The sequence below is a fragment of the Candidatus Uhrbacteria bacterium genome (assembly GCA_016187485.1).
In the GTDB taxonomy this organism is placed as follows: Bacteria; Patescibacteriota; Patescibacteriia; order UBA9934; family UBA10169; genus JACPJO01.
In genome coordinates this window covers 67961-88699 of the sequence record JACPJO010000002.1, presented here as the reverse complement: position 1 = coordinate 88699, position 20739 = coordinate 67961, and the positions used below count along the sequence as shown (strand labels likewise).

Here is a 20739-nt window from a genome sequence, read left to right as displayed (position 1 = left end):
AAACAGGTTTTTGTTTTGCCACATGTGTCTTCCTGTAATACACTCTTTCTCAATATGACACGACCAACGCCCCAAGTAATTTTCCGCCTCATCCTTATTTGTCTTGCTGTTTTGATCATCATATTCAACTTCACTATCTGGAAGCCCGAACCGAAACCAGCCCAAAAGGCCCCCTTCCCTCCCCCGGCCCCAGAGAACTACCAGTCGTTGTACCACCCAAGTGAGATTATATTGAAGCATTTGTGGCAAGCTGATAAGAAGCAACATTATCTGGAAGGTTCTATCCCTATCGATGGCACGTGCATTGATCGACATGTGACATCAAAAGTAAGTGAAGATAAGAATGAAATCCTCCTTTTCTTCGATACAACGCCAGGGAAATCAGATGAATGTGCCAGATTGCTTCCGACTATGAATTGGCGTGTGTGGGTGGGGGGTAACGAAAACGCAACATTCAAAGCCCAATTCAACTGGAATGATGTTCCCGTGACCATTATTGAGATAGAAAACGAAACAACCGGGGAAGCCGGTTGAGTAGAGAAGAACGATCACGCAGATGCGAGTCAGGGGGCGGGGTACGCTACGACCGCATCGAGCGAGAGACCGGCCGTGTCCGGCAGGCTCCCAAACCAGATGATGAGCGTGCGTTCGCTGTCTGGCACTGGCGTGGCCACGAAGCAGAAGGCGTAGGCCTGCCAACCTGCCTCAATCTCGAGGGAAATGGGGGAAAGAGGATTGATTCCGCCATTCACCGAGTAGTCGCCTGCAGAAGCAATCGCCACGTGGATGGGGAGATTTGCATCGCCCGTTCCCGTAATGTTCGCGCCAAAGGCGAGCATCATCTGACCCGTGGGAAGAGTGAAGTCCACCCCAATAGCTTCGTCTTCGATAGCTCCAGCGACCGGATTCCACACACTAAGCGACCGGCTGCTGTTGAACCCCCACGTGGGGTCCCAGTACGGGGGCTCGGCATCTTCCGTTGGCCCTCCCGTCGTCACCTCAAACCACCCATCCACGTTGGTCTCGAAGGCAAAGTTGGTGATGGCGTTGGATGCCGTCATGTTGGGCACACAGCCAGCGTAGCAGGTATTCGTGTCCTCGAAGTCCACGAGATCGTTGCAGTTGTTGTCGAGGAGGTCCCCGCAGACTTCCGCATGAGTAGGGCTGATGGCCGTGTTCGCGTCGTTACAGTCCCCATCGCAGACCATCTGTCCATCATTATCACCATCAACTTCCTCAACTCCCGCCAGACCGTCGCAGTCGTTGTCCTCCCCGTCGCAGATTTCCGGAGCATCCGGATTGAAGGCGGGGTCGGACGGATCGCAGTCCCCGCCACAGGACGTCCACCCGTCCGCATCCTGATCGAAGCCCTCATCCGTGAACGCATCACAGTCGTCGTTGATGCCGTTGCACGTTTCTGTGGCATTGGGACGTACGAACGGATTGAGGTCGTCGCAGTCCCCGGCACAGGCGGAAAACCCGTCATTATCAAGGTTCGTGTCAGGATCTCCGACATCCACAAGAGTGTCGCAGTCGTTGTCCACGCCGTCGCAGATCTCGGGATTACCCGGGAAGCGGACGGCGCTTGCGTCGTCGCACTCCTCGCAGGCAAGCCAGCCGTCCGCGTCGGTGTCCACTTCGTCGGCAGGGACTCCATCCAGGCAGTCGTTGTCTACACCATCGCAGACTTCGGCGTTGCTAGTGAAGCGATCGGCGTCGGTGTCGGCGCAGTCGCCAGAGCACGTATCCTGACCGTCCAGATCGAGATCATCGAGGTTGAAGTCGGCCGTAGAGTCGTCGCACTCTTCACACGCAAGCCAGCCGTCCGCGTCGGTGTCCACTTCGTCTGCGTTAGCGCTTCCATCGCAGTCGTTGTCTACACTGTCGCAGACTTCGGCATTGCCAGGATAGCGGTCCGCGTTGCCGTCGTCACAGTCACCGGGACTAAATCCGTTGCTGCAAACAGTGGCGTTGCTGCAGTACCCATCTCCATCGGCATCGAGATGCTCCGAAAGGAGAACAAGGCCGTTGCAGTCCTCGTCCACAGCGTTGCCAATGATGTCGGTGCCGCCCGGATGAGCCGCCGGGTTGGTATCGTCGCAATCGAGGTCGCACTCCGTGAAGCCGTCCTGGTCGTTGTCCGTTTCGTTGTCCGACGGCACGCCGTCGCAATCCTCGTCCGCTCCGCCACAGGTTTCCTCATTACCGGGGTACCGGTTGGGGTTGGCGTCGTCGCAGTCAACGCAGGCGCGGGCGCCATCGGCGTCGAAATCTGCTTCAAGAGGATCCACCGTCCCGTTGCAGTCGTTGTCCACACCGTCGCAGACTTCAAGGTTGCCCAGCTTACGCAAGGCACTGCCGTCGTCACAGTCACCGGCACACGTGGTCTGCCCGTCCGTGTCGGCATCGATCGTGTTGAGCCCAGCATTGCCGTCGTCACAGTCCCCCTCGCAGAGGGTGGCGCCATCGCTGTCGCCATCAAGTTCATCAGAAGGCGTCGTCCCGTCGCAGTCGTTGTCCAGACGGTCGCAGAGTTCGGCGGCGCCCGGATATCGCGTCGCGTCGGCGTCGTCGCAATCGCCGCAGGCAAGCGCGTCGTCACCATCGCCGTCCGTCTCGTCCGCTGGGGTCAGCTCGTTGCAATCGTTGTCGAGCCCGTCGCAGACCTCGGGCGCATCGTCGTAGATCGTCACGTCGGCATCGTTGCAGTCACCGGCACACATGGTCTGCCCGTCCGCATCAACATCGAACAGCTCATCGAGCCGGCCGTTGCCGTCGTTGTCGAGCCCGTCGCAAAGCTCCGGCGCGCCGGGATAGATCGTCGGCGCTGCATCGTTCCAGTCGCAGGGCGGGATGGGACGCAGGGCGAACCCTCCCACGAACGACTGGCAGGCATCTGCTCCGTCACCGTCACCGTCTACGGGCTTCTGGCAGGCGGAGAGAACAAGGGCAAGCACGCACACCAAAGATCGAGCAAAAGGCATCGGGATTCTCCTCATCTGTTCGGTCGCAAGGACCGAAGTAGTTGTGAAAGGCCGGTTTTGCGACTTTAGGGGAAATCTTTACAATCGTCAATCGTGCTGGTACGATCGGCGCGTTCGTTTGAAAAATATAAAGGGGCGGCTAGCTCAGTTGGTTAGAGCGTCACATTGACATTGTGAAGGTCACAAGTTCGACTCTTGTGCCGCCCACCATTCGACTCGCTTTGCTCGCTCATGCTTCGATAAACTCAGTATGACCCTGAGCTCGTCGATGGGTCATGTTCTTCGACCGCGAGAAGCAAAGCTCGTCGAATAGATTGAGTAAAGTCTGTACGTTTGTCGAGTGCATGAAGTCGAGAGGTAAAGGATTCTCCGTCCAAGCGGGGTGTTTTTTATTTTTGCTCAAGCAGGATTTTGTGTTTCTGCTCAACACGTAAAGATGTTTTGGTCTCTGCTCAACACGTGAAGATGTTTCGGTCTCTGCTCAACACGTGAAGGAATACCTGATATAGTTTCTTCAATTGTATTCGAACCTCACACAAGGGCCGATCGGCCCTTGTGTGAGGTTCGATCGAATCTACGCAAATATGCTCTCACGGCTCTATCACCTGAAAGATCGGTCGGAGACCGCACGAATACTTTCTGAACTCTCTCACTTGGGAGAAGCTTACTTTTTGTTGATGAGCCGACAAGGGCGGCGCACACTCAACTACTACGGTTACGACGGACTACATATTGCCCATGCCCGGGCAAAAAGAAAGGCTCGACAGCAAGCATTAGACCGGCTTCGCCGATTACGATTTATCAAAACACGGCGTGCCGCTAAAAAATATGAGGTGGCCATTACAGAAAAGGGGTGGCAAGAAATTTTCCGGCTCCGCGTCTTCGATGCCGACCTCCTCCCGGAAGAAAAAATGTGTATGGTGGTATTTGATATTCCAGAGTCGCACCGATCTCTCCGAAAGCTTCTGCGTGGTTTCCTTGAATCTGCCGGATTCATGCCAATACAAAGAAGCGTGTGGATTTCCCCTTTTGACGCCGCAGAACCCATCACAGACCTCTTTCGAAAATCCCGTCACGCACGGTGGATCCGAGTATTTACCGTAGAAGAACACTGTTAGCAAAACTTCATGCAAGGGCCGATCGGCACTTGTGTGAGGTAATCATGAAAATCTACCAATGGGGAATAATAATGATAACCGAACGAGGATACTAGTGATAAACCAATGGAAATAATGATGATAGCCCCAGGAGTGTGCACGTAAATCTTTTCCCATAAATAGGTAAGTGCGTTTCGAAAATTGTGCCCCTACAACATCCCAATAATCACTGTCTGTTCCCTTTCAAGCACCTCACGGCGCTCGTGTGGGTTGATGAGCTTCTCAAACATTACCCCTCTGCGAACGTGTATGTCGTAGGTGGTGCGGTACGTGATGCCTTGCGGGGCGTCCCCCTTCACGACCTCGATCTTGTCGTCACCGGCGTTTTGATGAAGGATCTCGCGGAGTGGCTCCAATCGCACGGCATCGTAAAGTTAGAGGGCTCCCGTTTTGGCGTGTTCGGGTTCATTCCCTACGCCAACCCGCGTAATCCGAAAATAGAAATCGCCCTGCCGCGCACAGAAATCTCCACACAACAAGACGGCGGCTACAAAAATTTTTCCGTGCAAAGCGATCCGTTCCTTCCCATTGAGGAAGATCTGCGTAGACGTGACTTTACCGTCAACGCGATGGCATGGGAATGGCGTACCGAGACATTGATTGACCCGTGCGGCGGGGAACAAGACCTCAAGGCACGCATCATTCGTGCCGTAGGCGACCCCCTCGCACGACTCAAGGAAGATTCCACGCGTATCCTGCGCGCCATCCGCTTTGCTTGCGCGCTTTCTGCAACCATCGAACCCAAAACGTGGCACGCTATCGAGACGCTCGCTCCACGCTTGGCCCACACCGACTCCCACGGCCGTCCCCTTGTCGCGCACCAGATGGTCGGGCAAGAATTGCTCCGGATGTTTGTCGCAGACCCTCCGCGCGCCTACGAACTACTAACCTTCGCTCACGTGAATAAAGTCCTCTGGGACGGCCTTCCTCTGGCAGTACCTAAAACCTCTGTCACGGACCCTACGCTCATCTTTGCCCTCTGCGGAAAGGACACCGATCCTCCCCGCTATGACGCGTGGTTGAAACACTGGCGCCTCGCCGTCAACCGAAAAGCGATTCGTGTCGCTCTTCTTGTCCATCAACACGGCCTGCAGAAATTTTCTTCCGCCGAGATCGAACGCACATTCCTCCCCCATCGCGCCCTCCTCGTCCCCTTTCTTCAAGAAACAAAAAACGCTCGCGCGGCCGAGCGGCTCCTTTCTGTTTTCCGCGCTTCTGCTCTGCCTCCTATCCTCACAGGTGATGATCTCCTGGCACAAGGGTTTTCCCCCGGCCCGGAATTCCGCCGTCTGCTCGATACGGTGCGAAGTGCGGAGCTTGATGGGAGACCTATTCCTTCTCTTCATCAACTCCTGGCAAAAGAATCTTGAGTGACGAAAGTCCCATGGCAAGCCACCCAAGTACGATGACGGCAAGCGCACCAGCCAGAAAACTCATGGTAAGTGAGACAAGACTGCACCCGAAGAATCCCACAAATCCTTCGAGGTTTGATTGAGCGAGGGAAATGCATTCACGCGAGGATTCGTTGGCCCATCGGAGACCGAAATACGCGGCGCCGAATGCCGAGGCTGCAGTAAAAAGCGTAAAGAGGCACGAGAACCGCGCCTTCTTTAAACGTCCAAGCCGAAAGACGGACATGACGGCAAAAAACGCCCCGCCAAGCACCCAATAGAACAAAAACCACAGCACGGCAAGGATGAGAAGATACGAAAGGTCACTTGTCATAGCTGTGACCGGAACACCACGTAGGAGAGAATGACCACGAAAATCCCAACGGCAAGAACAGGAATGGAACCCATCAACACTTCCCGATCATGATGCTTCACGCCATAGACTAAAAAGATCGTGGCAAATATCGTAATGGCGACACCGATGGACATGTAGATCATAACGCACGGTCATTATACATGATTCCAGAGATGGCTTCGACCGCTTCTGCCATCTTGCCCTCCGTGTTTTGGATGCGATGCGAGCAAAACGATGCGTGGGAGCGATCAAACGCCAGAGCGCGCGCACGCCGCTCGATTACCTCTTCGGTATCCGTCTCTCGTCCCTTGAGTCGCCCCAAGATTTCTTCATCTGGCGCATCAAGAAAAAATGACACGGCTCCCCGCCCGCTCTCCATAATCGTCTTCGCTCCTTGCGGATCAAGCACCAACAGCACGTCATGACCTTCTCCTAATGTTCGCTCCACGTCGGCAATCGTTTGCCCGTATAAATGCCCATAGACGTCCGCCCATTCAAGCATCTCGCCCACTGCAACCATACGCTCAAATTCAGATCGTGAAACAAAGTGATAGTCCCTCCCGTCCACTTCTCCCGGGCGAGAGCTGCGCGTCGTGTATGTAATCACTCGGCGCAGACGCTCTTCGCGAGCCAAAAGCTCGCGAGCCACGCTCGTTTTCCCCACTCCAGATGGTCCTGTCAACACAAAGAGGGTGCCTTTCATACTTTGTGGAGAGATTGCAAAATGGCCTCAAGTTCTTTGGGGAGTTCCGCATGGAATGTTTTGCGCAAACCAGAGGGAAGGTCGATGGAGAGTTCTTCTGCATGGAGAAAAAGATGGTCTGTTTCTATGGGGCGAATATGCCGCATATGTCCGCGTCGGTACAGTTTGTCGCCCACAACCGGGTGTCCAAGAGCCAGCATGTGCGAGCGAATTTGATGCGTGCGGCCTGTATGAATCTGGATGCGTAGAAGTGTTGCCGTGGCATACCGTGCCATGACCTCATACTCCGTATGCGCTTCGCGCCCCAGAGAAGCATCTTTGGGAAGAGCTGCCATGCGTCCCGTCTTTTTGGATCGCGACAGGCGGAAATGAATATCTCCTACATCTTTGGAAACCTTCCCATACACCAGCACGTTGTAAAATTTTTCCACCGTTCGTGTTTTAAATTGCTCTTTGAGATGCGTGAAGGCCGCTTGTGTTTTTGCAACGACAAGAATCCCGGAGGCCTCTTTATCAAGTCGGTGCACAATACCCGGACGGAGATCCGGCCGGTCCCCCACCGTACGCAGGGAAGGAAACTTCTCCGCTAGCAGATCCGCAACGTTTGGCATTGTGTCATCCTCGTGTATGCGGTGGACTAAAAGACCGGCCGGCTTGTTCACGACAACAATATCGGCATCTTCATACAGAATCTGGAGATTGATTTTTCTGTTCATGCAGAGTAGATTTCAGGGCATCTTGGTAGGCCCGGCTGGGATCGAACCAGCGACCGTCGAGGTATAAGCTCGATGCTCTACCGCTGAGCTACGGGCCTGCGAATGAGTCGTACTATAGTATATCCAATTTTTTTATGAAACCATCTCTCCTTGAGTGGATTCTGCGTGTCGCCGTGGCGGGAGAATTCCTGGGTCATGGCATGTTCGGCCTTCTGGGTAAAGAGGCATGGAACGGCTGGGTGTCTCAAATCCTCGGTACGAGTATCGAGACGTCAGCACAGATCGTCACCTATGTGGGCGCTCTGGACGTCCTTATTGCCATCCTGGTTCTCTTCTATCCCATCCGTCTGGCCCTCCTCTGGGCAGCCGCCTGGGGATTCTGGACGGCGCTTTTGCGCCCCATCGTGGGCGAGCCGGTGTGGGATTTCGTGGAACGGTGGGCAAATTGGGGCGCGCCTCTCGCCCTTACCCTCTTGCAGGGTTGGCCGAAAAATTGGCGCGGCTGGTTGACAATTCGCGGCTGATTTCTTACACTCCTCGCACTTTATAACCGACGATCACTGATCCGCCGCAGGAACGGAACGTGATCCTCTCGTAAATTTTCTGTCTATGACAGACGAAGGACAAGACCCACAGACGGAGGTTGAGACCCCCGTTCAGGCGCCGACGGAAGCCCAAGAGGAAGAGACACCGGCCGAGCCCGTAGTCGTGGAAGAAGTGAAGCGTGATCGTTTGCACCGCGATCTGCGCCCCGGCATGATTATCCGCGTGCACGAAAAAATCAAAGACGTCACTCCCTCCGGCGAAGAGCGTGTCCGTGTCCAGGTGTTTGAAGGGACCGTCGTCGCACTTGGCGGATCCGGTATCGGTCGCACCATGACAGTGCGTAAAGTCAGCAAAGGGTATGGGGTGGAGAAAATTTACCCCCTTGCGGTTCCTACAATAGAAAAAGTCGAGATACTCAAAACCATGAAGGTCCGGCGCGCAAAACTTTCCTTCCTGCGTCCGCGCCTTAAGGAAGGACGCCCGACTTCTCGTCTCAAGCGCGCCTTGCGTGAACGAAAAAAGAGCCTCTAAGGCCCTTTTTTCTTTTTCCGTTTTTAGATCAGGTCAATATCGAGAGCGTCATCAATGGTGCGGCCCTGTTGGTAGGAAACCATCGCCGCGGTATCAATTTCTTTGACGTCCTTGTTCCACGAGGATCCAAACACGGCATCGGCAACCGTCTCGTTCACGATCCAGTGGGCCTTATTGTCCCGGCCGACCACATACAGACGCGCGTCATCTTTTGCTTTTACTTTTGTGCCCGGCGCAAATTGTGCCGTGCCGCGATCACGCAAGTATGCAAGTCGTGTCGCAGAGATCGTCTTTACCGTGTCCATAGAGTCAAACCACGTACGATAGACATCCTCATTCGTGAAGGTCCAGCGATTCACGCCATCGGTCAGAAACACCGTCGGATTGTTCTCCACTTTCACGGCCTCCATCTTTCCCGTTGTGCTTACGCCTGGATCTGTCGAGAGCGTTGCTTCGTAGATCGCTCCGTCCACGCCGCGCCAATAGACATGGCGCTCATCAGAAAGGGCCGCATCCGTTCCCACGCCCATCGAAATGGACTCGTCGGGGTTCTTTGTAGAGCCAAAACGAACTGTTCCCGCCTCGTCCACACCCACCATCGCCACTTTGAAGCGATCCGTCGGCATGTAATCAAGAAGCGTGCTCACTCCATCTTTGAGACGATAGACCATTCCCATGCCCTCGGGCGTGGCAAAGTACACATCTGTCCCAACGACACGCGGCGCGCGCGGACCAATAGTGCCCACACGGATCGTGCCGAACTGTTCATTGGAAACGGTAAGCTCATTATCATTGTTGATCCACACCATGTTGTCACCAGAAATAGTGACGGCATCGCTTGCCGGACGGTACCACGACATCTGCTCGCCAAGCGCCGTTGTCTGGAATGTATCCACGACCCCGTTCGTCGAAGAAAGGCTGCGCGTGTACATGCGGAAGTATTCGACCGAACCATCTGGACGGAAGTGTCCGCCTACAAGGTCCTCATGCGCCGGCGTCCATGTGCCGATGATACGGTTGGCTTCGCCATTCAAATATTCCGAGGTGATTTTGGTAAGCCAAAGTTGTTTCTCCCCAGAGGCAAACGACATCTTCGTGAGAATACGGTTGTTGGCAAGATCCACGTCGAGAAGTTCCTCGTGCTGAGCGTTGAAGCGCTGTGTAACATTCACCACATCGCCGCGCGCACGATCATAGCGGAACACCCCAGCGTTCTTGAAGGTATTTCCGCCAGAAATGAACGTAGGATTCAGGAAAATCTCTCCGTCCGCCACACGAACTTTCATGGTTTCCACATTGCCGAGGAAAAAGTTCCCGGCGATTTTTACTTTTTGTCCGCTGGCAAGATCCAGTTCAATCACATCCCAACGACCCGTGTCCGAAGGCACCGGCACCGCCCACACAACACGCCCGCCGTTCGCATTAAACTCTGCAAGCGAAAGCGCGCTCTTGGGCACGTTAGGCACGCGGATGGCCGAGCCGTTGCGAAGAATATAGGCATCGCGTTCATCGCAGGCAGCACTCACACAACTGGAAGCAACAGTCTGTACAACCACATTGTCACCCAAGTTGAGGGGACCTTCCACAATGCGCGGGAGATCCAAACGCTCCACGCGGTGTGTTCCACGATCCCATACATCCGTGGCAGTTAAAACCTGCCAAGTGGGGTTATCTGCACGACCAATGCCCGCGGGCAGCAAGATGGCCACAAGAATAACGGCGAGAAATGTCTTTTTCATAAGAGGGGAAAATAGCAAAATTAGGGCTTTTTGTCAATGGCTACTATAGAAGCCTAAAGAAAAAATAGCTATCCTTAGCTATTTTTCCGCTTCTTTGAGAAAAGCTCTTTGAGATATTGTCCCGTCTTGCTCTCCCGCATCTTCGCCACGTCTCTCGGTGTTCCGGTAGCAATAATTTCCCCCCCTTTTGCCCCCCCTTCGGGCCCCATATCGACCACCCAGTCAGAAGAAGCGATCACGTCCAAGTTGTGTTCAATAAGAAGCACGGTGTTCCCCTTCTCCACCAGCATGTGAAGGATGCCCAGCAGACGTTTGATGTCCTCGAAGTGCAGTCCTGTCGTCGGCTCGTCTAAAATATAGAGCGTGCGCCCCGTGGCCCGGCGGGAAAGTTCCGTAGAGAGCTTAACGCGCTGCGCCTCCCCGCCCGATAGGGTCGTAGCCGGTTGTCCCAGCTTCAAGTACCCAAGTCCCACACGGTGCAGCACATCAAGTTTTTCAAAAATGGCCTCTTTGTCGGCAAAGAATCGCCGCGCCTCCTCCACCGTCATGTCCAGAACGTCTGCAATATTTTTCTGCTTGTAGTGAATCTCAAGCGCCTCTTCGTTATATCGGCGCCCGTGACACTCTGTACACTCCACATAGACGTCCGGCATGAATTGCATTTCGATGCGGCGCATGCCGTCTCCTCCGCAGGCCTCGCACCGCCCGCCTCCTTTCACGTTAAAACTGAACTTCCCTGCATCAAAATTGCGGATTTTTGCTTCCGGCACTTCCGTGAACAAGTCACGAATCGCGGTAAACACGGTCGTATACGTTGCGGGATTCGAGCGCGGCGTGCGTCCAATGGGAGATTGATCTACCATAACAACCTTATCAATGTGTTCAACGCCGCGAAGCGCCTTATGCTCTCCCGGTTCTTCCTTTGCTCGATAGAACTTCTGCGAAAGAGCGTTGCCGAGAATATCTAAAATAAGCGTGGACTTTCCGGAACCGGAAACCCCCGTGACGCACGTGAGCGTGCCAAGCGGAATCGAAACGGTAATATTTTGAAGGTTGTGCGCCGTGGCGCCTTCGATGGTAATTTTTTTACGATTTCCTGCTCGATAGCGCTTGGGGAATCCGACGGTCTTTTTTCCCGCAAGATATTGGCCGGTCAGCGATTCTTTCTTGCGTTTAATCTCTGCCGACGTTCCTTTCGCGACAATCTCGCCGCCGTATTCTCCGGCACCGGGACCCACATCAATAATATGATCTGCCGCACGCATCATGGCCGCATCATGCTCCACGACCAGAACAGTGTTCCCTGCATCGCGTAGCGTCTTCATCGTCTCTATGAGCGCATCGTTATCACGAGGGTGGAGCCCGATAGACGGCTCGTCCAAAATATAAATGATCCCGGAAAGCGACGCCGAGAGCTGGGTCGCTAGCCGCATGCGTTGAGACTCTCCGCCCGAAAGGGAAATCGCCGAACGATCGAGCGTAAGATAGCCCAGACCCACTTGGTTCATGTGGCGCAAACGTTCGAGTACATCTTTCTGCACAGTTTCAAAAATCTGCTTTTGGTCTTTCGAAAAAACTTTTGCTGAAGGGGAAGCTCCCGCCAGAGCAGACGGCTTTTCAAAAAACAGCTTGAGGTCCTCTAGAGGGAGTCCAACAAGGTCCCCGATAGAATACCCAAGTACACGCACGGCAAGCATTTCGGGCTTCAAGCGCTTGCCGTCACAGGCGCCACAGATCATCGTGCGCATGTAACTTTCAAGCTCGTGGCGCACATAATCTGATTCGGTGGTCCGATACTTTTCTTCAAGCTGCACTAAAATACCGGGAAAGGTGACCGACGCTCCGTCCAAATTATAGGTTTCCTCTCCGGTCCCTCTCCAGACAAGCTCCATCGTCTTGCGAGGAATTTTCACGACCGGCATGTGCGTAGAAAACCCGTGCCGCTCCCCGACCTGTTCCAATAAACGCACATGGCTCGTTTGATTTCCCGCAATGCGTGTCCAGGGTTTGATCGCCCCTTCGGCAAAGGTAAGACGACGGTTGGGAATAACAAGATCTTCCTCAAGAACTAACTTAATACCAAGCCCCATGCACGAGGCGCATGCACCAGAGGGCGAATTAAAACTGAAAAGACGCGGCTCGGGTTTCGGGAGATTGAGTCCACACGAAGGGCAGGCAAGCGCTTGCGATAAGAGAGTTTCATCCCCCGTTTCGTTATCAACAAGAAGAACAAGGCCATTGCCGTACTCCAGAGCGCGCTTCAGAACATCGCGAACACGCTCCGGCGCAGGGACGTCTTCCGGAGAAAACACGGCGACAACAGCTTCGATGGTGTGCGGCTTCTTTTTGTCTTTACGAATGGCAACAAGTTCATCGAGATCCGTCAAAAACCCGTCATAGCGCGCTTGTGCAAATCCTGCCGCTTGCGCCGCCACAAGCACCTGTTTGTGTTCGCCGGGCATCGAGCGCACGAGTGGAGCCAGCACGAGAACCTCGTGCGTGCCAAGCAAGGACTGCGTACGCACCGCCATGGCCGCAAGAGTCTGCTCTTCCACCGGTACACGGCAGACAGGACAGAACGATTCGCCTGCACGCGCAAAGAGCACGCGCAAATAATCATAGATCTCGGTCACGGTCCCCACCGTGGAACGCGGGTTGTGCGAAGATGACTTCTGGTCAATCGCTACCGTGGGCGAAAGACCCGTGATCTCGTCTACGTCCGGCCGATCCTGCATTTCTAAAAACTGGCGCGCATAGCTGGAGAGCGACTCCATATAGCGGCGCTGGCCCTCCGCGTGGATCGTATCAAACGCAAGAGATGACTTCCCCGACCCCGACAAGCCCGTAAGAACCGTAAGCGTCTTTTTGGGAATATCCACGGAAACATTTTTGAGATTGTGCACACGCGCGCCACGGACGCGCAGATACTCTTGGGCCATGTAACAAGGAAAACAAAAGGCAAACGAAAATCGCCCGCAACGATAACAAACAATTTTCTTTCTGGCAAGAGCCGGTCCCTCTCAGGGATTTGTGACGCACGAAACATCATTCCCTGTCACGCGCACGCCACAGCGTTTTCCTTCCGCCGCAAGGTTGCACGGATCGTCTGTGCACACACCGGCAAGCGGTTCTCCCTCGCGCCCCGTTTTTTCTGAAAGGCCCTCAAGGTCAGCGGCAATAGTAACGGCTGTATGCGTAGACACCACCTGTTCTACCACAGAATTGTACGGGACGAGGTCTCCGTAATCTTCGCAGTCTTCAATGGCGTTGCAGTCGAGCGTCAAACTTCCGCAATACCCGTCCGGAAACTTCTCCTCGGGAGCGGCGGGGACATAGAGGCAAAGTTCTCGGCTTCCCGATCCTCCGGCGAGTTGCGATAAACCGCTGCACAACGAGGGAGAGGCAAGCACTCCCGGTGTTGCCGTCTGGCCAGCCGTAATATCCGCGCATGTCATGCACGAGCCGGTCTCTTCGGTCGTATCGATCGCACAGGTCTCCCCCGCTGCCGTCATGGATGCTTGCGTACACGCGCGGAAAAAACACGATGTCTCCTCTGAAAGCTGCGCGCCGTCGGGTCCTTTCGTTACCGATCCTTTTCTGCCACAAGACAGCCCGCTGAAAAATTGGCTCCCGTTTACCTCCACGTGGTATTTGGCATTCTGGTACGCCTCGCATGACTGGTTCCCGTCTGCGACGATGAGCGGGCGGATTTTCGGCAAAGACGGTAAGCGCAAGGATAACGTTTGCGGATTTACCGTGAGCAATAAGAGATAGCTTGAAAGAAGAATGACAAAACCGATGATGGCGTTTTTCATGCGATCCTTCGCTTCTTTTACGTTCCCGCTCCCGCCCGCCAGCATATATTGTATGCCGCCTGCCATGAGCATGATGACAGCAAAGACAGCTGCAGCGCCTATAAGCCAGCGATACACGGTCGCGGTGTACCCGCCAATCCCATAAACAAACGTCTTGTCCCCAAAATGCACGCTAAGAGGAATCGGTTCGGGATAGGGAAAACAGTAACGGAATCCGGGCATGCATTCGGTTGGCTGTGTATCATCAAAAATTCCCGACGGATTCCCCGTCGCCGCATTGGTTTGTGTGCACTCTTGCGCAGACCAACAGCGTAGGTTCTCCAAAGGAGAAATGTCTTCCTCCGCAACACAACCCAAGTACCTCTGGTTGATGCTCTTGCAGAGGTTCAAACACTCCGTTTCATCCGGACGATACACGCCATACTCAATAGCGCCCGCGGTCGACCCGCACCAACACCGGCAAGTCCCTGCCGGATCCGCCGCCTGCACGGGCAGGGCGAAGGAGAGAAAGAAAAGCAGAGAGATGAGCGCTCTCATACCTTAAGAAAAGTGTCTATGAGCGAACGAAGAATCTCGAGGGGGATGGCTCCTTCCACACGGCGCCCATTGAAAAAGAATGTGGGTGTTCCCACGACGCCCGCCGCCACACCTTCCGCGTAATCTTTTTCCACTTCCTGGCGGTAGCGCCCACTGGCAAGACAACGATCAAATGCTCCGACATCCATCCCTACCGCCTGTGCATACGAACGGAGCGCCGCGCGAGAAAGGTCCTCTTGGTGTTGGTAGAGTGCGTCGTGATAGACCCAGAACTTATCCTGCTCGTTGGCACATTGTCCTGCCTGCGCCGCTAAAAACGCGTCGGGATGAATCTCGGTGATCGGAAAATCGCGATAGATATAGCGGATGTTCTCGCCGTAGGTAAGTGCAAGGGCGCGCATGGATGACGAGGCCTTGCGCGAGTACGGGCAGCCAAAGTCGGCAAACTCCACAATAGTGAGCCGTGCGTCCTTGCCCCCAAGCATGGGGTCATCGTCGTCCTCCACGCTATACACTTCATCTGCGGGAGTGGAACGGATCGCTGCCGCCAGCGCGGGCGAGCGTGTGAGCTCGGCGGACGCGCCGAAAGAACGCTGTTGGTCGTCGCCTTTGCGAATCTGGCTGTAAAAAACGACGACGCGAAGCACAAACAATCCCGCAAGCAAAAGCAAGATGCCCGTCACGACAATCGGGAGCCAGCGCTTGGAATCCTCCATGTGGTACCATGGTATCATATGGAGGATCGCGCGACACGACGCATGGAAGAACACACCAAGCGCCGCGACACGAAACGCACCCCGCGCATGCGCGTGTCTGGCCGCGGCATGAAACGTTTTGCCGGACGTAAAACTGCAACAGCGCGTTGACGTAAAGCTCTGTTTGCATTAGCATGGAGCCACTATGATTTCGACTATCCTGTGGATTTCCCAAGCGATTCTCGCCGTCTTGCTCGTTGCCGCCGTCTTGCTTCAGCCCAAGAGCGCGGGCCTGGGCGCCGCCTTTGGCGGTGAAGATGTCGTGGCGCATGAGCGTCGCGGCGCAGAAAAGCGCTTACACCAAATAACCATTGCTCTTGCTATCCTGTTTTTCGGTGTTGCTCTGGCACAGATTCTCCTCTCATAAAGCGTGCCCCTCACGTGTGAACTTCCCTCCGTTGTTTCCTCGTGACAGAAAGACGCCGGATCTCACGGCGGAGCACGTCTATCGCGTTGCGCGCAAAGGAACGGTGCCTTCCCTTTCCCAGTGGCGACAACTTCCACGCCTCCTCTCGCCAGGCGAGCGGTTTTTGGTGCGGCTCGCAAGTGCGGGTGCCATCTTTTCCTTCTTGTTGCTCATTGGCGTATACATTCTCACCCACCAAGTCTCTCTTCCCGCCGTTGGCGGCGACTATACAGAAGGACTTGTAGGCGAGCCGCAGTTTTTAAATCCCCTCTACGCTTCGGCAAGCGCCGTGGACGCGGACCTCACGCGCTTGTTATTCCGCGGCCTGTTCATTTTCGATTCTGCCTCGGGCCTCATTGGTGACCTCGCAAAAAGTTACACGGTGGAAGAAGACGGTAAGGCCTACGTGGTTAATTTACGCGAGAATACTCTCTGGCACGACGGAGAGGCCCTGAACGCGCAAGATGTTGTCTTCACATTCCAGGCCATAGCAAACCCGGAATACTTGAGCCCCCTCTCTGTTACATTTCGAAGCGTAAAAGTAGAGGCGGTAGACGACCTCACCGTTCGGTTCACCCTCTCCGAACCGTTCGCTCCTTTTTTGAGCACGCTTACCGTAGGAATCTTGCCTGCGCACATTTGGGAGGGAATACTGCCGCGCCGCGCAAGCCTCGTGAATTTGAACACCCAACCGGTCGGGAATGGACCGTATCGGTTTGAGAAATTTACAAAGGATCAGAACGGGTCCATCCGCAGTTATACGCTCCAGCGTTTTCCGGCGTTCTACGGAAATCGTCCGTCCCTTGAACGCATCACCTTTAAATTTTACGACAACCTGAATGCGCTCGTCAGCGCGCTTGAAGGCCGGCAGGTCGAGGGTGCCGCATTTCTTCCGCAAGAAAGCGCGCGGAAACTTGACGGACGCGCTATTCGCCTTCTCCGCCCTACCATCCCCCAGCAGATTAATATCTTCTTCAACCAAACAACACAACCCGCGCTCAAAGAACTCGCTGTTCGACAAGCTCTTGATCTTGCCGTGAACCGCAAGGCAATCGTAGAGAATGTGTACGGAGGATTCGCGAAGGCGCTCAGCGGCCCCATCGTTGCCGACACGTTTCTCCCCGCAAGCACTCCCACAGAGCAAAATCTCGAAGAGGCACGAACAAAGTTGGACACGGCAAAGTGGGCGGTTGATGAAACGACTGGCGTGCGTGCAAAAAATATAGATGAAGACGCAGAAGCCGAGTTGCTGGAAATCGAGCTTGTGTATCCGGACACCGCGGATTTCGCAACACTTGCCGCCCTCCTCAAAGACCTATGGCAAGAGATCGGCGTGCGTGTAACCATACGCGCCGTCCAACCGGCAGAACTTGGGAGCGCCGTCATTAAACCACGCGCCTACCAGATGCTTTTGACGGGTATCCTCTACGGCGTGGATCCCGACCCATTCCCCTTCTGGCATTCCTCGCAAGCCGCTGACCCAGGAGTGAACCTACCCGGCTACGCGAATCGCAAGGTGGACGATGCGCTTGAAACAGCCCGAGCAAGTTCGGATGCCCAAAAACGCACCGAAGCCTACACCATTGTGGAAACATCCATCAAAGAAGACCTGCCGGCCTTGTTTTTGGTACAACCGGACTACCTCTACGCTACTGCGGCAAAGATCAAAGGAAATGACCTCCCGCGCATCACGACTCCGGCCGACCGCTTTAATCGCGTCGAAGGATGGTTCGTGCGAACAAAACGCGTGTTCAGACCAGGTTTATTGACAAAAAACGGCTTTTAACGTACCATAGTCTTGTTGATGCTCTCACGAGCACCCTTTGTGGAGAGAAAAATGCACGAGGAGGACGTACGCCGAAATAAAAAGAGGATACGAAAGCTTTTAAAATAGATGAGATGTCTCGGCGCGCGCCGACAGATCGCTATTTTAAGAGCTTTCGTAATGAGCGGATGTGGCGGAATTGGTATACGCGCGGGCCTCAGAAGCCCGTGCCAGCAATGGCTTGAGAGTTCGAGTCTCTCCATCCGCACCACCGAGCTTAGCTCGGTTGGTCCCCGTCAGAGCAAAGCTCAGCTTTGCTTAAACCAACAAGCGCAAAGCTAAGCGAGGGGAGACCAGCTAAGCTGGTCCGGGCGCTTCAAGATACCTTTTGCTTTCTCTTGTGTCCGTCACAAGCGCAGACAAAAGTCATTCGTGAGTTTCATGAAACTTGAGTCTATTCTTTTATGATGCAACCGCATTCATCTCATCCATCTTCACACAACCGTCGAGGGCGACCGCAGGGACGGCCTTCATTCAAGCCGCGCCGGGGCGGCCGTACGTTCATCGAGGCCCCGCGATCGGCGCCGTCCGTGCCTCAAACCAAGGCACCCACTGACCGTCTGCGCATCGCCGTACTCGGCGGATGCGAGGAGGTCGGCCGTAACTGCACCATGTTCGAGTACGGAAACGACATCGTTCTGGTAGACATGGGCCTTCAATTCCCCGAGGAAGACATGCCGGGCGTGGACTATATCATTCCCAACATGTCCTACCTCAAAGGGAAGGAAAAAAACATCCGTGGCGTCATCATCACGCATGGCCACTACGACCACATCGGCGCTATTCCGCACACAATCCCTGGCGTAGGAAATCCTCCTATCTACGGACTACCCATCACACTTGGCATTATCAAAAAACGCCAGCTTGATTTTAAGACGCCGCCCTTGAAACTTCACCAAATCAAGATCGGAGAGCCCATCCAGCTTGGGGCTATCCGCGTGTCGCTCTTCCACATCAACCACAACATCCCTGACTCTGCCGGCGTGCTCTTGGAAACCCCGGCCGGCAACGTGTGCCACACCGGCGACTGGACATTTGATTTCCACCCCGTGGGGACCGCGCCCGCCGACTTTCAGCGCATTGCCGAAATCGGCAAGGCAGGCGTGCTTTGTCTGATGGGAGACTCCACAAACGCGTCCGTACCGGGACACCAAGTGAGCGAGCGGGAAATCGGCGCTACCCTGGAGCACCTCATTGAAAAGGCGCCGGGGCGGCTCATCATCGGGACGTTTGCCTCGCTTCTCTCGCGTGTGAAACAAATCATCGAGATCGCGGAAAAGCAGGGTAAGAAAGTGGCGCTCGACGGCTACTCCATGAAAACAAACGTGGAGATCGCTAAAGAGTTGGGCTACATCAAAGCATCCATGAAGACCTTCATCCCTATTGAACAGGTAGATGACTACCCCAAAGAAAAAATCGTTGTGGTGTGTACCGGCGCGCAGGGAGAGCGCAATGCCGCCCTTATGCGCATCGCCAACGATGAGCATCGGAGTGTACGCATCATTCCGGGCGATACGGTGGTCTTCTCTTCGTCCGTCATTCCGGGAAATGAGCGCTCGGTTCAGCGTCTCAAAGATGTTCTCTATCGTAAGCGAGCACGTGTTGTGCACTACGCCATGATGGATGTGCACGCTGGCGGTCATGCACACAAAGAAGACATCAAGCTCATGCTCTCTCTCTTCAAACCGAAATACTATATTCCGATTGAGGGGAACCACTTCTTGCTCCGCGAGAACGCCGAAGTGGCGTACTCGCTTGGCTGGCCCGAGGAACGAGTCTTTGTGGTGGACAACGGCCAAGTAGCCGAATTCCAGAAATCACAGAAACCGGGCGAGCTTGGAGAAGGACGGCTCACGGAAGAACGTCTGCCTGCCGACTACGTCTTTGTAGACGGGCTTGGCGTGGGCGACGTTTCGCAGGTGGTGCTCCGCGACCGACAAGTGCTTGCCGAAGACGGCATGGTCATTGTGATCACGCAGATTGCTTCAAAGACCGGCAAGCTTGTAGGATCGCCGGACATCATCAGCCGTGGGTTTATCTTCATGAAGGATCAGAAACGATTTGTGGATGATCTGCGTGATAAAGTGCGCACCATCGTGAACAACCATGCCGCACCGAATGCTGCAGACTTCGAGCATGTGAAGAATACCCTGCGTAATGATTTGGGCACGTTCATCTTCCAGCATACCGAACGCCGGCCCATGATTTTGCCCGTGATCATTGAGGTATAAAAGGGAAACAAAAGCGAGGTTTGAAACCTCGCTTTGTGTTATACTCCTGTTCGTATGCCACGCTCTCTTTCGGCCATCCAGCCCACCGGTATCGTGCATATCGGGAATTATATTGGCGCGATTTCGCAATTCGTGAAGCTTCAGCACGAGACGGAAGCTTTCTATTTTTTGGTGGACTACCATGCCATGACGGTTCCATTTGAGCCGCGTGAACTCCACGACCACTTACTGAATGCCACGGCCATCTATCTGGCTGCAGGTCTCGATCCCAAGAAAGCCACCATCTTCCAGCAGTCCCAAGTGCACGAGCACACAGAGCTGGGATGGATTTTGATGTGCCTCACCAGACTGGGCGAGGCGGAGCGCATGACACAGTTTAAAGATAAGGGGAAGAACACTTCCGCGTCCGTCGGCCTCCTTTCCTACCCTATGCTTATGGCGGCCGACATTCTCCTCTACGATACCGACTATGTGCCCGTGGGCGAGGACCAAAAACAGCACGTGGAGCTTGCGCGCGACCTGGCGGAACGGTTCAACAAAATGTTCGGAGAAACATTCGCCATGCCCACTCCGCTCATCAAAAAAACCGGCGCGCGGATTATGGGGCTTGATGACCCAACCACGAAAATGTCCAAATCCGCAGGGAGTCCAAAAAACTACATCGCCCTCACAGACGATGAAGGCACTGTGCGCAAAAAGATCGCCGCCGCCGTCACAGACTCGGAAGGGACCATCGACTTCGCGCCGGCAAAGCGGCCCGGAGTAAGCAACCTGGTTACCATCATGGCCGAAATTACCGGCATGACGCCAAAAGAGGTTGTGCAGTCGTTTGACGGCAAAGGGTATAAAGAATTCAAAGGGACTCTGGCCGATACGCTCGTGGAATTCCTGCAACCCATTCGCGAAAAATATCTTGCTCTGCGGGCTGACCCCGCGCATCTGGTGGGCGTGCTCCGCGACGGCTCCGCCCGCGCAAAGGAACTGGCAGAAAAAAAGATGGGAGCGGTGCGTGAAGTGCTCGGCATCCGATTGTAATCTTGTGAGGTAT

The 20739-nt window shown here is 54.7% G+C and carries 18 protein-coding genes and 3 tRNA genes; 11 read left to right on the top strand and 10 right to left on the bottom strand.

Translation table 11 applies throughout. The features are described 5' to 3' along the window. Positions 1–54: 54 nt before the first annotated feature. Positions 55–534: an OadG family protein gene (locus HYW18_00900; protein MBI2484694.1), complete on the top strand. Its 480-nt coding sequence runs from the start codon at positions 55–57 to the stop codon at positions 532–534. Between the two features lie 29 nt (positions 535–563). Here HYW18_00900 and HYW18_00895 read toward each other — a convergent pair whose 3' ends face one another. Continuing rightward, a complete protein-coding gene (locus tag HYW18_00895) occupies positions 564–2984 on the bottom strand; it encodes a putative metal-binding motif-containing protein (GenBank protein MBI2484693.1) in 2421 nt (806 codons plus the stop codon). A gap of 133 nt (positions 2985–3117) precedes the next feature. Here HYW18_00895 and HYW18_00890 point away from each other — a divergent pair. The 3 genes from HYW18_00890 (at position 3118) to HYW18_00880 (ending at position 5511) form a co-directional block, all read left to right on the top strand. Beyond that, a tRNA-Val gene (locus HYW18_00890) sits at positions 3118–3194 on the top strand. Positions 3195–3568: 374 nt separating this feature from the next. Then, positions 3569–4102, top strand: a complete 534-nt coding sequence (locus HYW18_00885) for a hypothetical protein (GenBank protein MBI2484692.1) — start codon at positions 3569–3571, stop codon at positions 4100–4102. 182 nt (positions 4103–4284) lie between these two features. Beyond that, positions 4285–5511, top strand: a complete 1227-nt coding sequence (locus tag HYW18_00880; protein MBI2484691.1) for a CCA tRNA nucleotidyltransferase — start codon at positions 4285–4287, stop codon at positions 5509–5511. On the opposite strand, the gene HYW18_00875 is transcribed toward HYW18_00880, so the two are convergent. The 5 genes from HYW18_00875 to HYW18_00855 form a co-directional block, all read right to left on the bottom strand. Beyond that, entirely contained in the window at positions 5471–5866 is a 396-nt protein-coding gene (locus HYW18_00875) for a hypothetical protein (GenBank protein ID MBI2484690.1), read from the bottom strand. The genes HYW18_00880 and HYW18_00875 overlap by 41 nt on opposite strands. Continuing rightward, positions 5863–6030: a hypothetical protein gene (locus tag HYW18_00870; protein ID MBI2484689.1), complete on the bottom strand. Its 168-nt coding sequence runs from the start codon at positions 6028–6030 to the stop codon at positions 5863–5865. Before HYW18_00870 ends, HYW18_00875 begins: the two co-directional genes overlap by 4 nt. Then, positions 6027–6605: a guanylate kinase gene (gene gmk / locus HYW18_00865; protein ID MBI2484688.1), complete on the bottom strand. Its 579-nt coding sequence runs from the start codon at positions 6603–6605 to the stop codon at positions 6027–6029. Before gmk ends, HYW18_00870 begins: the two co-directional genes overlap by 4 nt. Then, positions 6587–7306 (bottom strand): RluA family pseudouridine synthase, encoded by a 720-nt coding sequence (locus HYW18_00860; GenBank protein ID MBI2484687.1) that lies wholly within the window; start codon positions 7304–7306, stop codon positions 6587–6589. The genes gmk and HYW18_00860 overlap by 19 nt, the downstream gene beginning before the upstream one ends. Positions 7307–7329: 23 nt before the next feature. Next, positions 7330–7404 (bottom strand) — tRNA-Ile (locus HYW18_00855). A gap of 36 nt (positions 7405–7440) precedes the next feature. Here HYW18_00855 and HYW18_00850 point away from each other — a divergent pair. Together HYW18_00850 and HYW18_00845 are read left to right on the top strand one after the other, a co-directional pair. Next, the gene (locus HYW18_00850) at positions 7441–7830 is read left to right on the top strand and encodes a hypothetical protein (GenBank protein MBI2484686.1); all 390 of its coding nucleotides are present in this window, start codon (positions 7441–7443) and stop codon (positions 7828–7830) included. An 85-nt stretch (positions 7831–7915) separates the two neighbouring features. Next, positions 7916–8383, top strand: coding sequence for a 50S ribosomal protein L19 (locus HYW18_00845; GenBank protein ID MBI2484685.1), 468 nt, complete (start codon positions 7916–7918; stop codon positions 8381–8383). Between the two features lie 23 nt (positions 8384–8406). On the opposite strand, the gene HYW18_00840 is transcribed toward HYW18_00845, so the two are convergent. The 4 genes from HYW18_00840 to HYW18_00825 all read right to left on the bottom strand — a co-directional run bounded on the left by HYW18_00840 (position 8407) and on the right by HYW18_00825 (position 15208). Further along, the gene (locus HYW18_00840; protein MBI2484684.1) at positions 8407–10122 is read right to left on the bottom strand and encodes a hypothetical protein; all 1716 of its coding nucleotides are present in this window, start codon (positions 10120–10122) and stop codon (positions 8407–8409) included. Between the two features lie 74 nt (positions 10123–10196). Then, on the bottom strand, positions 10197–13061 hold the full coding sequence (uvrA, locus tag HYW18_00835; protein MBI2484683.1) for an excinuclease ABC subunit UvrA: 2865 nt from the start codon (positions 13059–13061) through the stop codon (positions 10197–10199). An 81-nt stretch (positions 13062–13142) separates the two neighbouring features. Beyond that, positions 13143–14474 carry a hypothetical protein gene (locus tag HYW18_00830; protein ID MBI2484682.1) on the bottom strand — a complete coding sequence of 444 codons (1332 nt, stop codon included), beginning with the start codon at positions 14472–14474 and terminating at the stop codon, positions 13143–13145. After that, complete coding sequence (locus HYW18_00825) at positions 14471–15208, bottom strand: DsbA family protein (GenBank protein ID MBI2484681.1); 738 nt, start codon at positions 15206–15208, stop codon at positions 14471–14473. The genes HYW18_00830 and HYW18_00825 overlap by 4 nt, the downstream gene beginning before the upstream one ends. 166 nt (positions 15209–15374) lie before the next feature. Between HYW18_00825 and secG the strand changes: the two genes are divergently transcribed. The 5 genes from secG to trpS all read left to right on the top strand — a co-directional run bounded on the left by secG (position 15375) and on the right by trpS (position 20726). Next, positions 15375–15596: a preprotein translocase subunit SecG gene (secG, locus tag HYW18_00820; GenBank protein ID MBI2484680.1), complete on the top strand. Its 222-nt coding sequence runs from the start codon at positions 15375–15377 to the stop codon at positions 15594–15596. A 16-nt stretch (positions 15597–15612) separates the two neighbouring features. Beyond that, positions 15613–17421: a peptide ABC transporter substrate-binding protein gene (locus HYW18_00815; protein ID MBI2484679.1), complete on the top strand. Its 1809-nt coding sequence runs from the start codon at positions 15613–15615 to the stop codon at positions 17419–17421. A 163-nt stretch (positions 17422–17584) separates the two neighbouring features. Next, positions 17585–17671, top strand: a tRNA-Leu gene (locus HYW18_00810). 193 nt (positions 17672–17864) lie between these two features. Beyond that, positions 17865–19691: a ribonuclease J gene (locus tag HYW18_00805; protein ID MBI2484678.1), complete on the top strand. Its 1827-nt coding sequence runs from the start codon at positions 17865–17867 to the stop codon at positions 19689–19691. Between the two features lie 54 nt (positions 19692–19745). Further along, complete coding sequence (gene trpS / locus HYW18_00800; protein ID MBI2484677.1) at positions 19746–20726, top strand: tryptophan--tRNA ligase; 981 nt, start codon at positions 19746–19748, stop codon at positions 20724–20726. Positions 20727–20739: the final 13 nt, after the last annotated feature.

Coding starts and splice junctions, on each gene's coding strand:
- HYW18_00850 (MBI2484686.1), top strand. CDS start 7,441: ATGAAACCATCTCTCCTTGAGTGGATTCTGCGTGTCGCCGTGGCGGGA.
- HYW18_00900 (MBI2484694.1), top strand. CDS start 55: ATGACACGACCAACGCCCCAAGTAATTTTCCGCCTCATCCTTATTTGT.
- HYW18_00895 (MBI2484693.1), bottom strand. CDS start 2,984: ATGCCTTTTGCTCGATCTTTGGTGTGCGTGCTTGCCCTTGTTCTCTCC.
- HYW18_00875 (MBI2484690.1), bottom strand. CDS start 5,866: ATGACAAGTGACCTTTCGTATCTTCTCATCCTTGCCGTGCTGTGGTTT.
- secG (MBI2484680.1), top strand. CDS start 15,375: ATGATTTCGACTATCCTGTGGATTTCCCAAGCGATTCTCGCCGTCTTG.
- HYW18_00840 (MBI2484684.1), bottom strand. CDS start 10,122: ATGAAAAAGACATTTCTCGCCGTTATTCTTGTGGCCATCTTGCTGCCC.
- HYW18_00830 (MBI2484682.1), bottom strand. CDS start 14,474: ATGAGAGCGCTCATCTCTCTGCTTTTCTTTCTCTCCTTCGCCCTGCCC.
- HYW18_00860 (MBI2484687.1), bottom strand. CDS start 7,306: ATGAACAGAAAAATCAATCTCCAGATTCTGTATGAAGATGCCGATATT.
- HYW18_00870 (MBI2484689.1), bottom strand. CDS start 6,030: ATGATCTACATGTCCATCGGTGTCGCCATTACGATATTTGCCACGATC.
- trpS (MBI2484677.1), top strand. CDS start 19,746: ATGCCACGCTCTCTTTCGGCCATCCAGCCCACCGGTATCGTGCATATC.
- HYW18_00845 (MBI2484685.1), top strand. CDS start 7,916: ATGACAGACGAAGGACAAGACCCACAGACGGAGGTTGAGACCCCCGTT.
- HYW18_00825 (MBI2484681.1), bottom strand. CDS start 15,208: ATGATACCATGGTACCACATGGAGGATTCCAAGCGCTGGCTCCCGATT.
- HYW18_00885 (MBI2484692.1), top strand. CDS start 3,569: ATGCTCTCACGGCTCTATCACCTGAAAGATCGGTCGGAGACCGCACGA.
- uvrA (MBI2484683.1), bottom strand. CDS start 13,061: ATGGCCCAAGAGTATCTGCGCGTCCGTGGCGCGCGTGTGCACAATCTC.
- HYW18_00805 (MBI2484678.1), top strand. CDS start 17,865: ATGATGCAACCGCATTCATCTCATCCATCTTCACACAACCGTCGAGGG.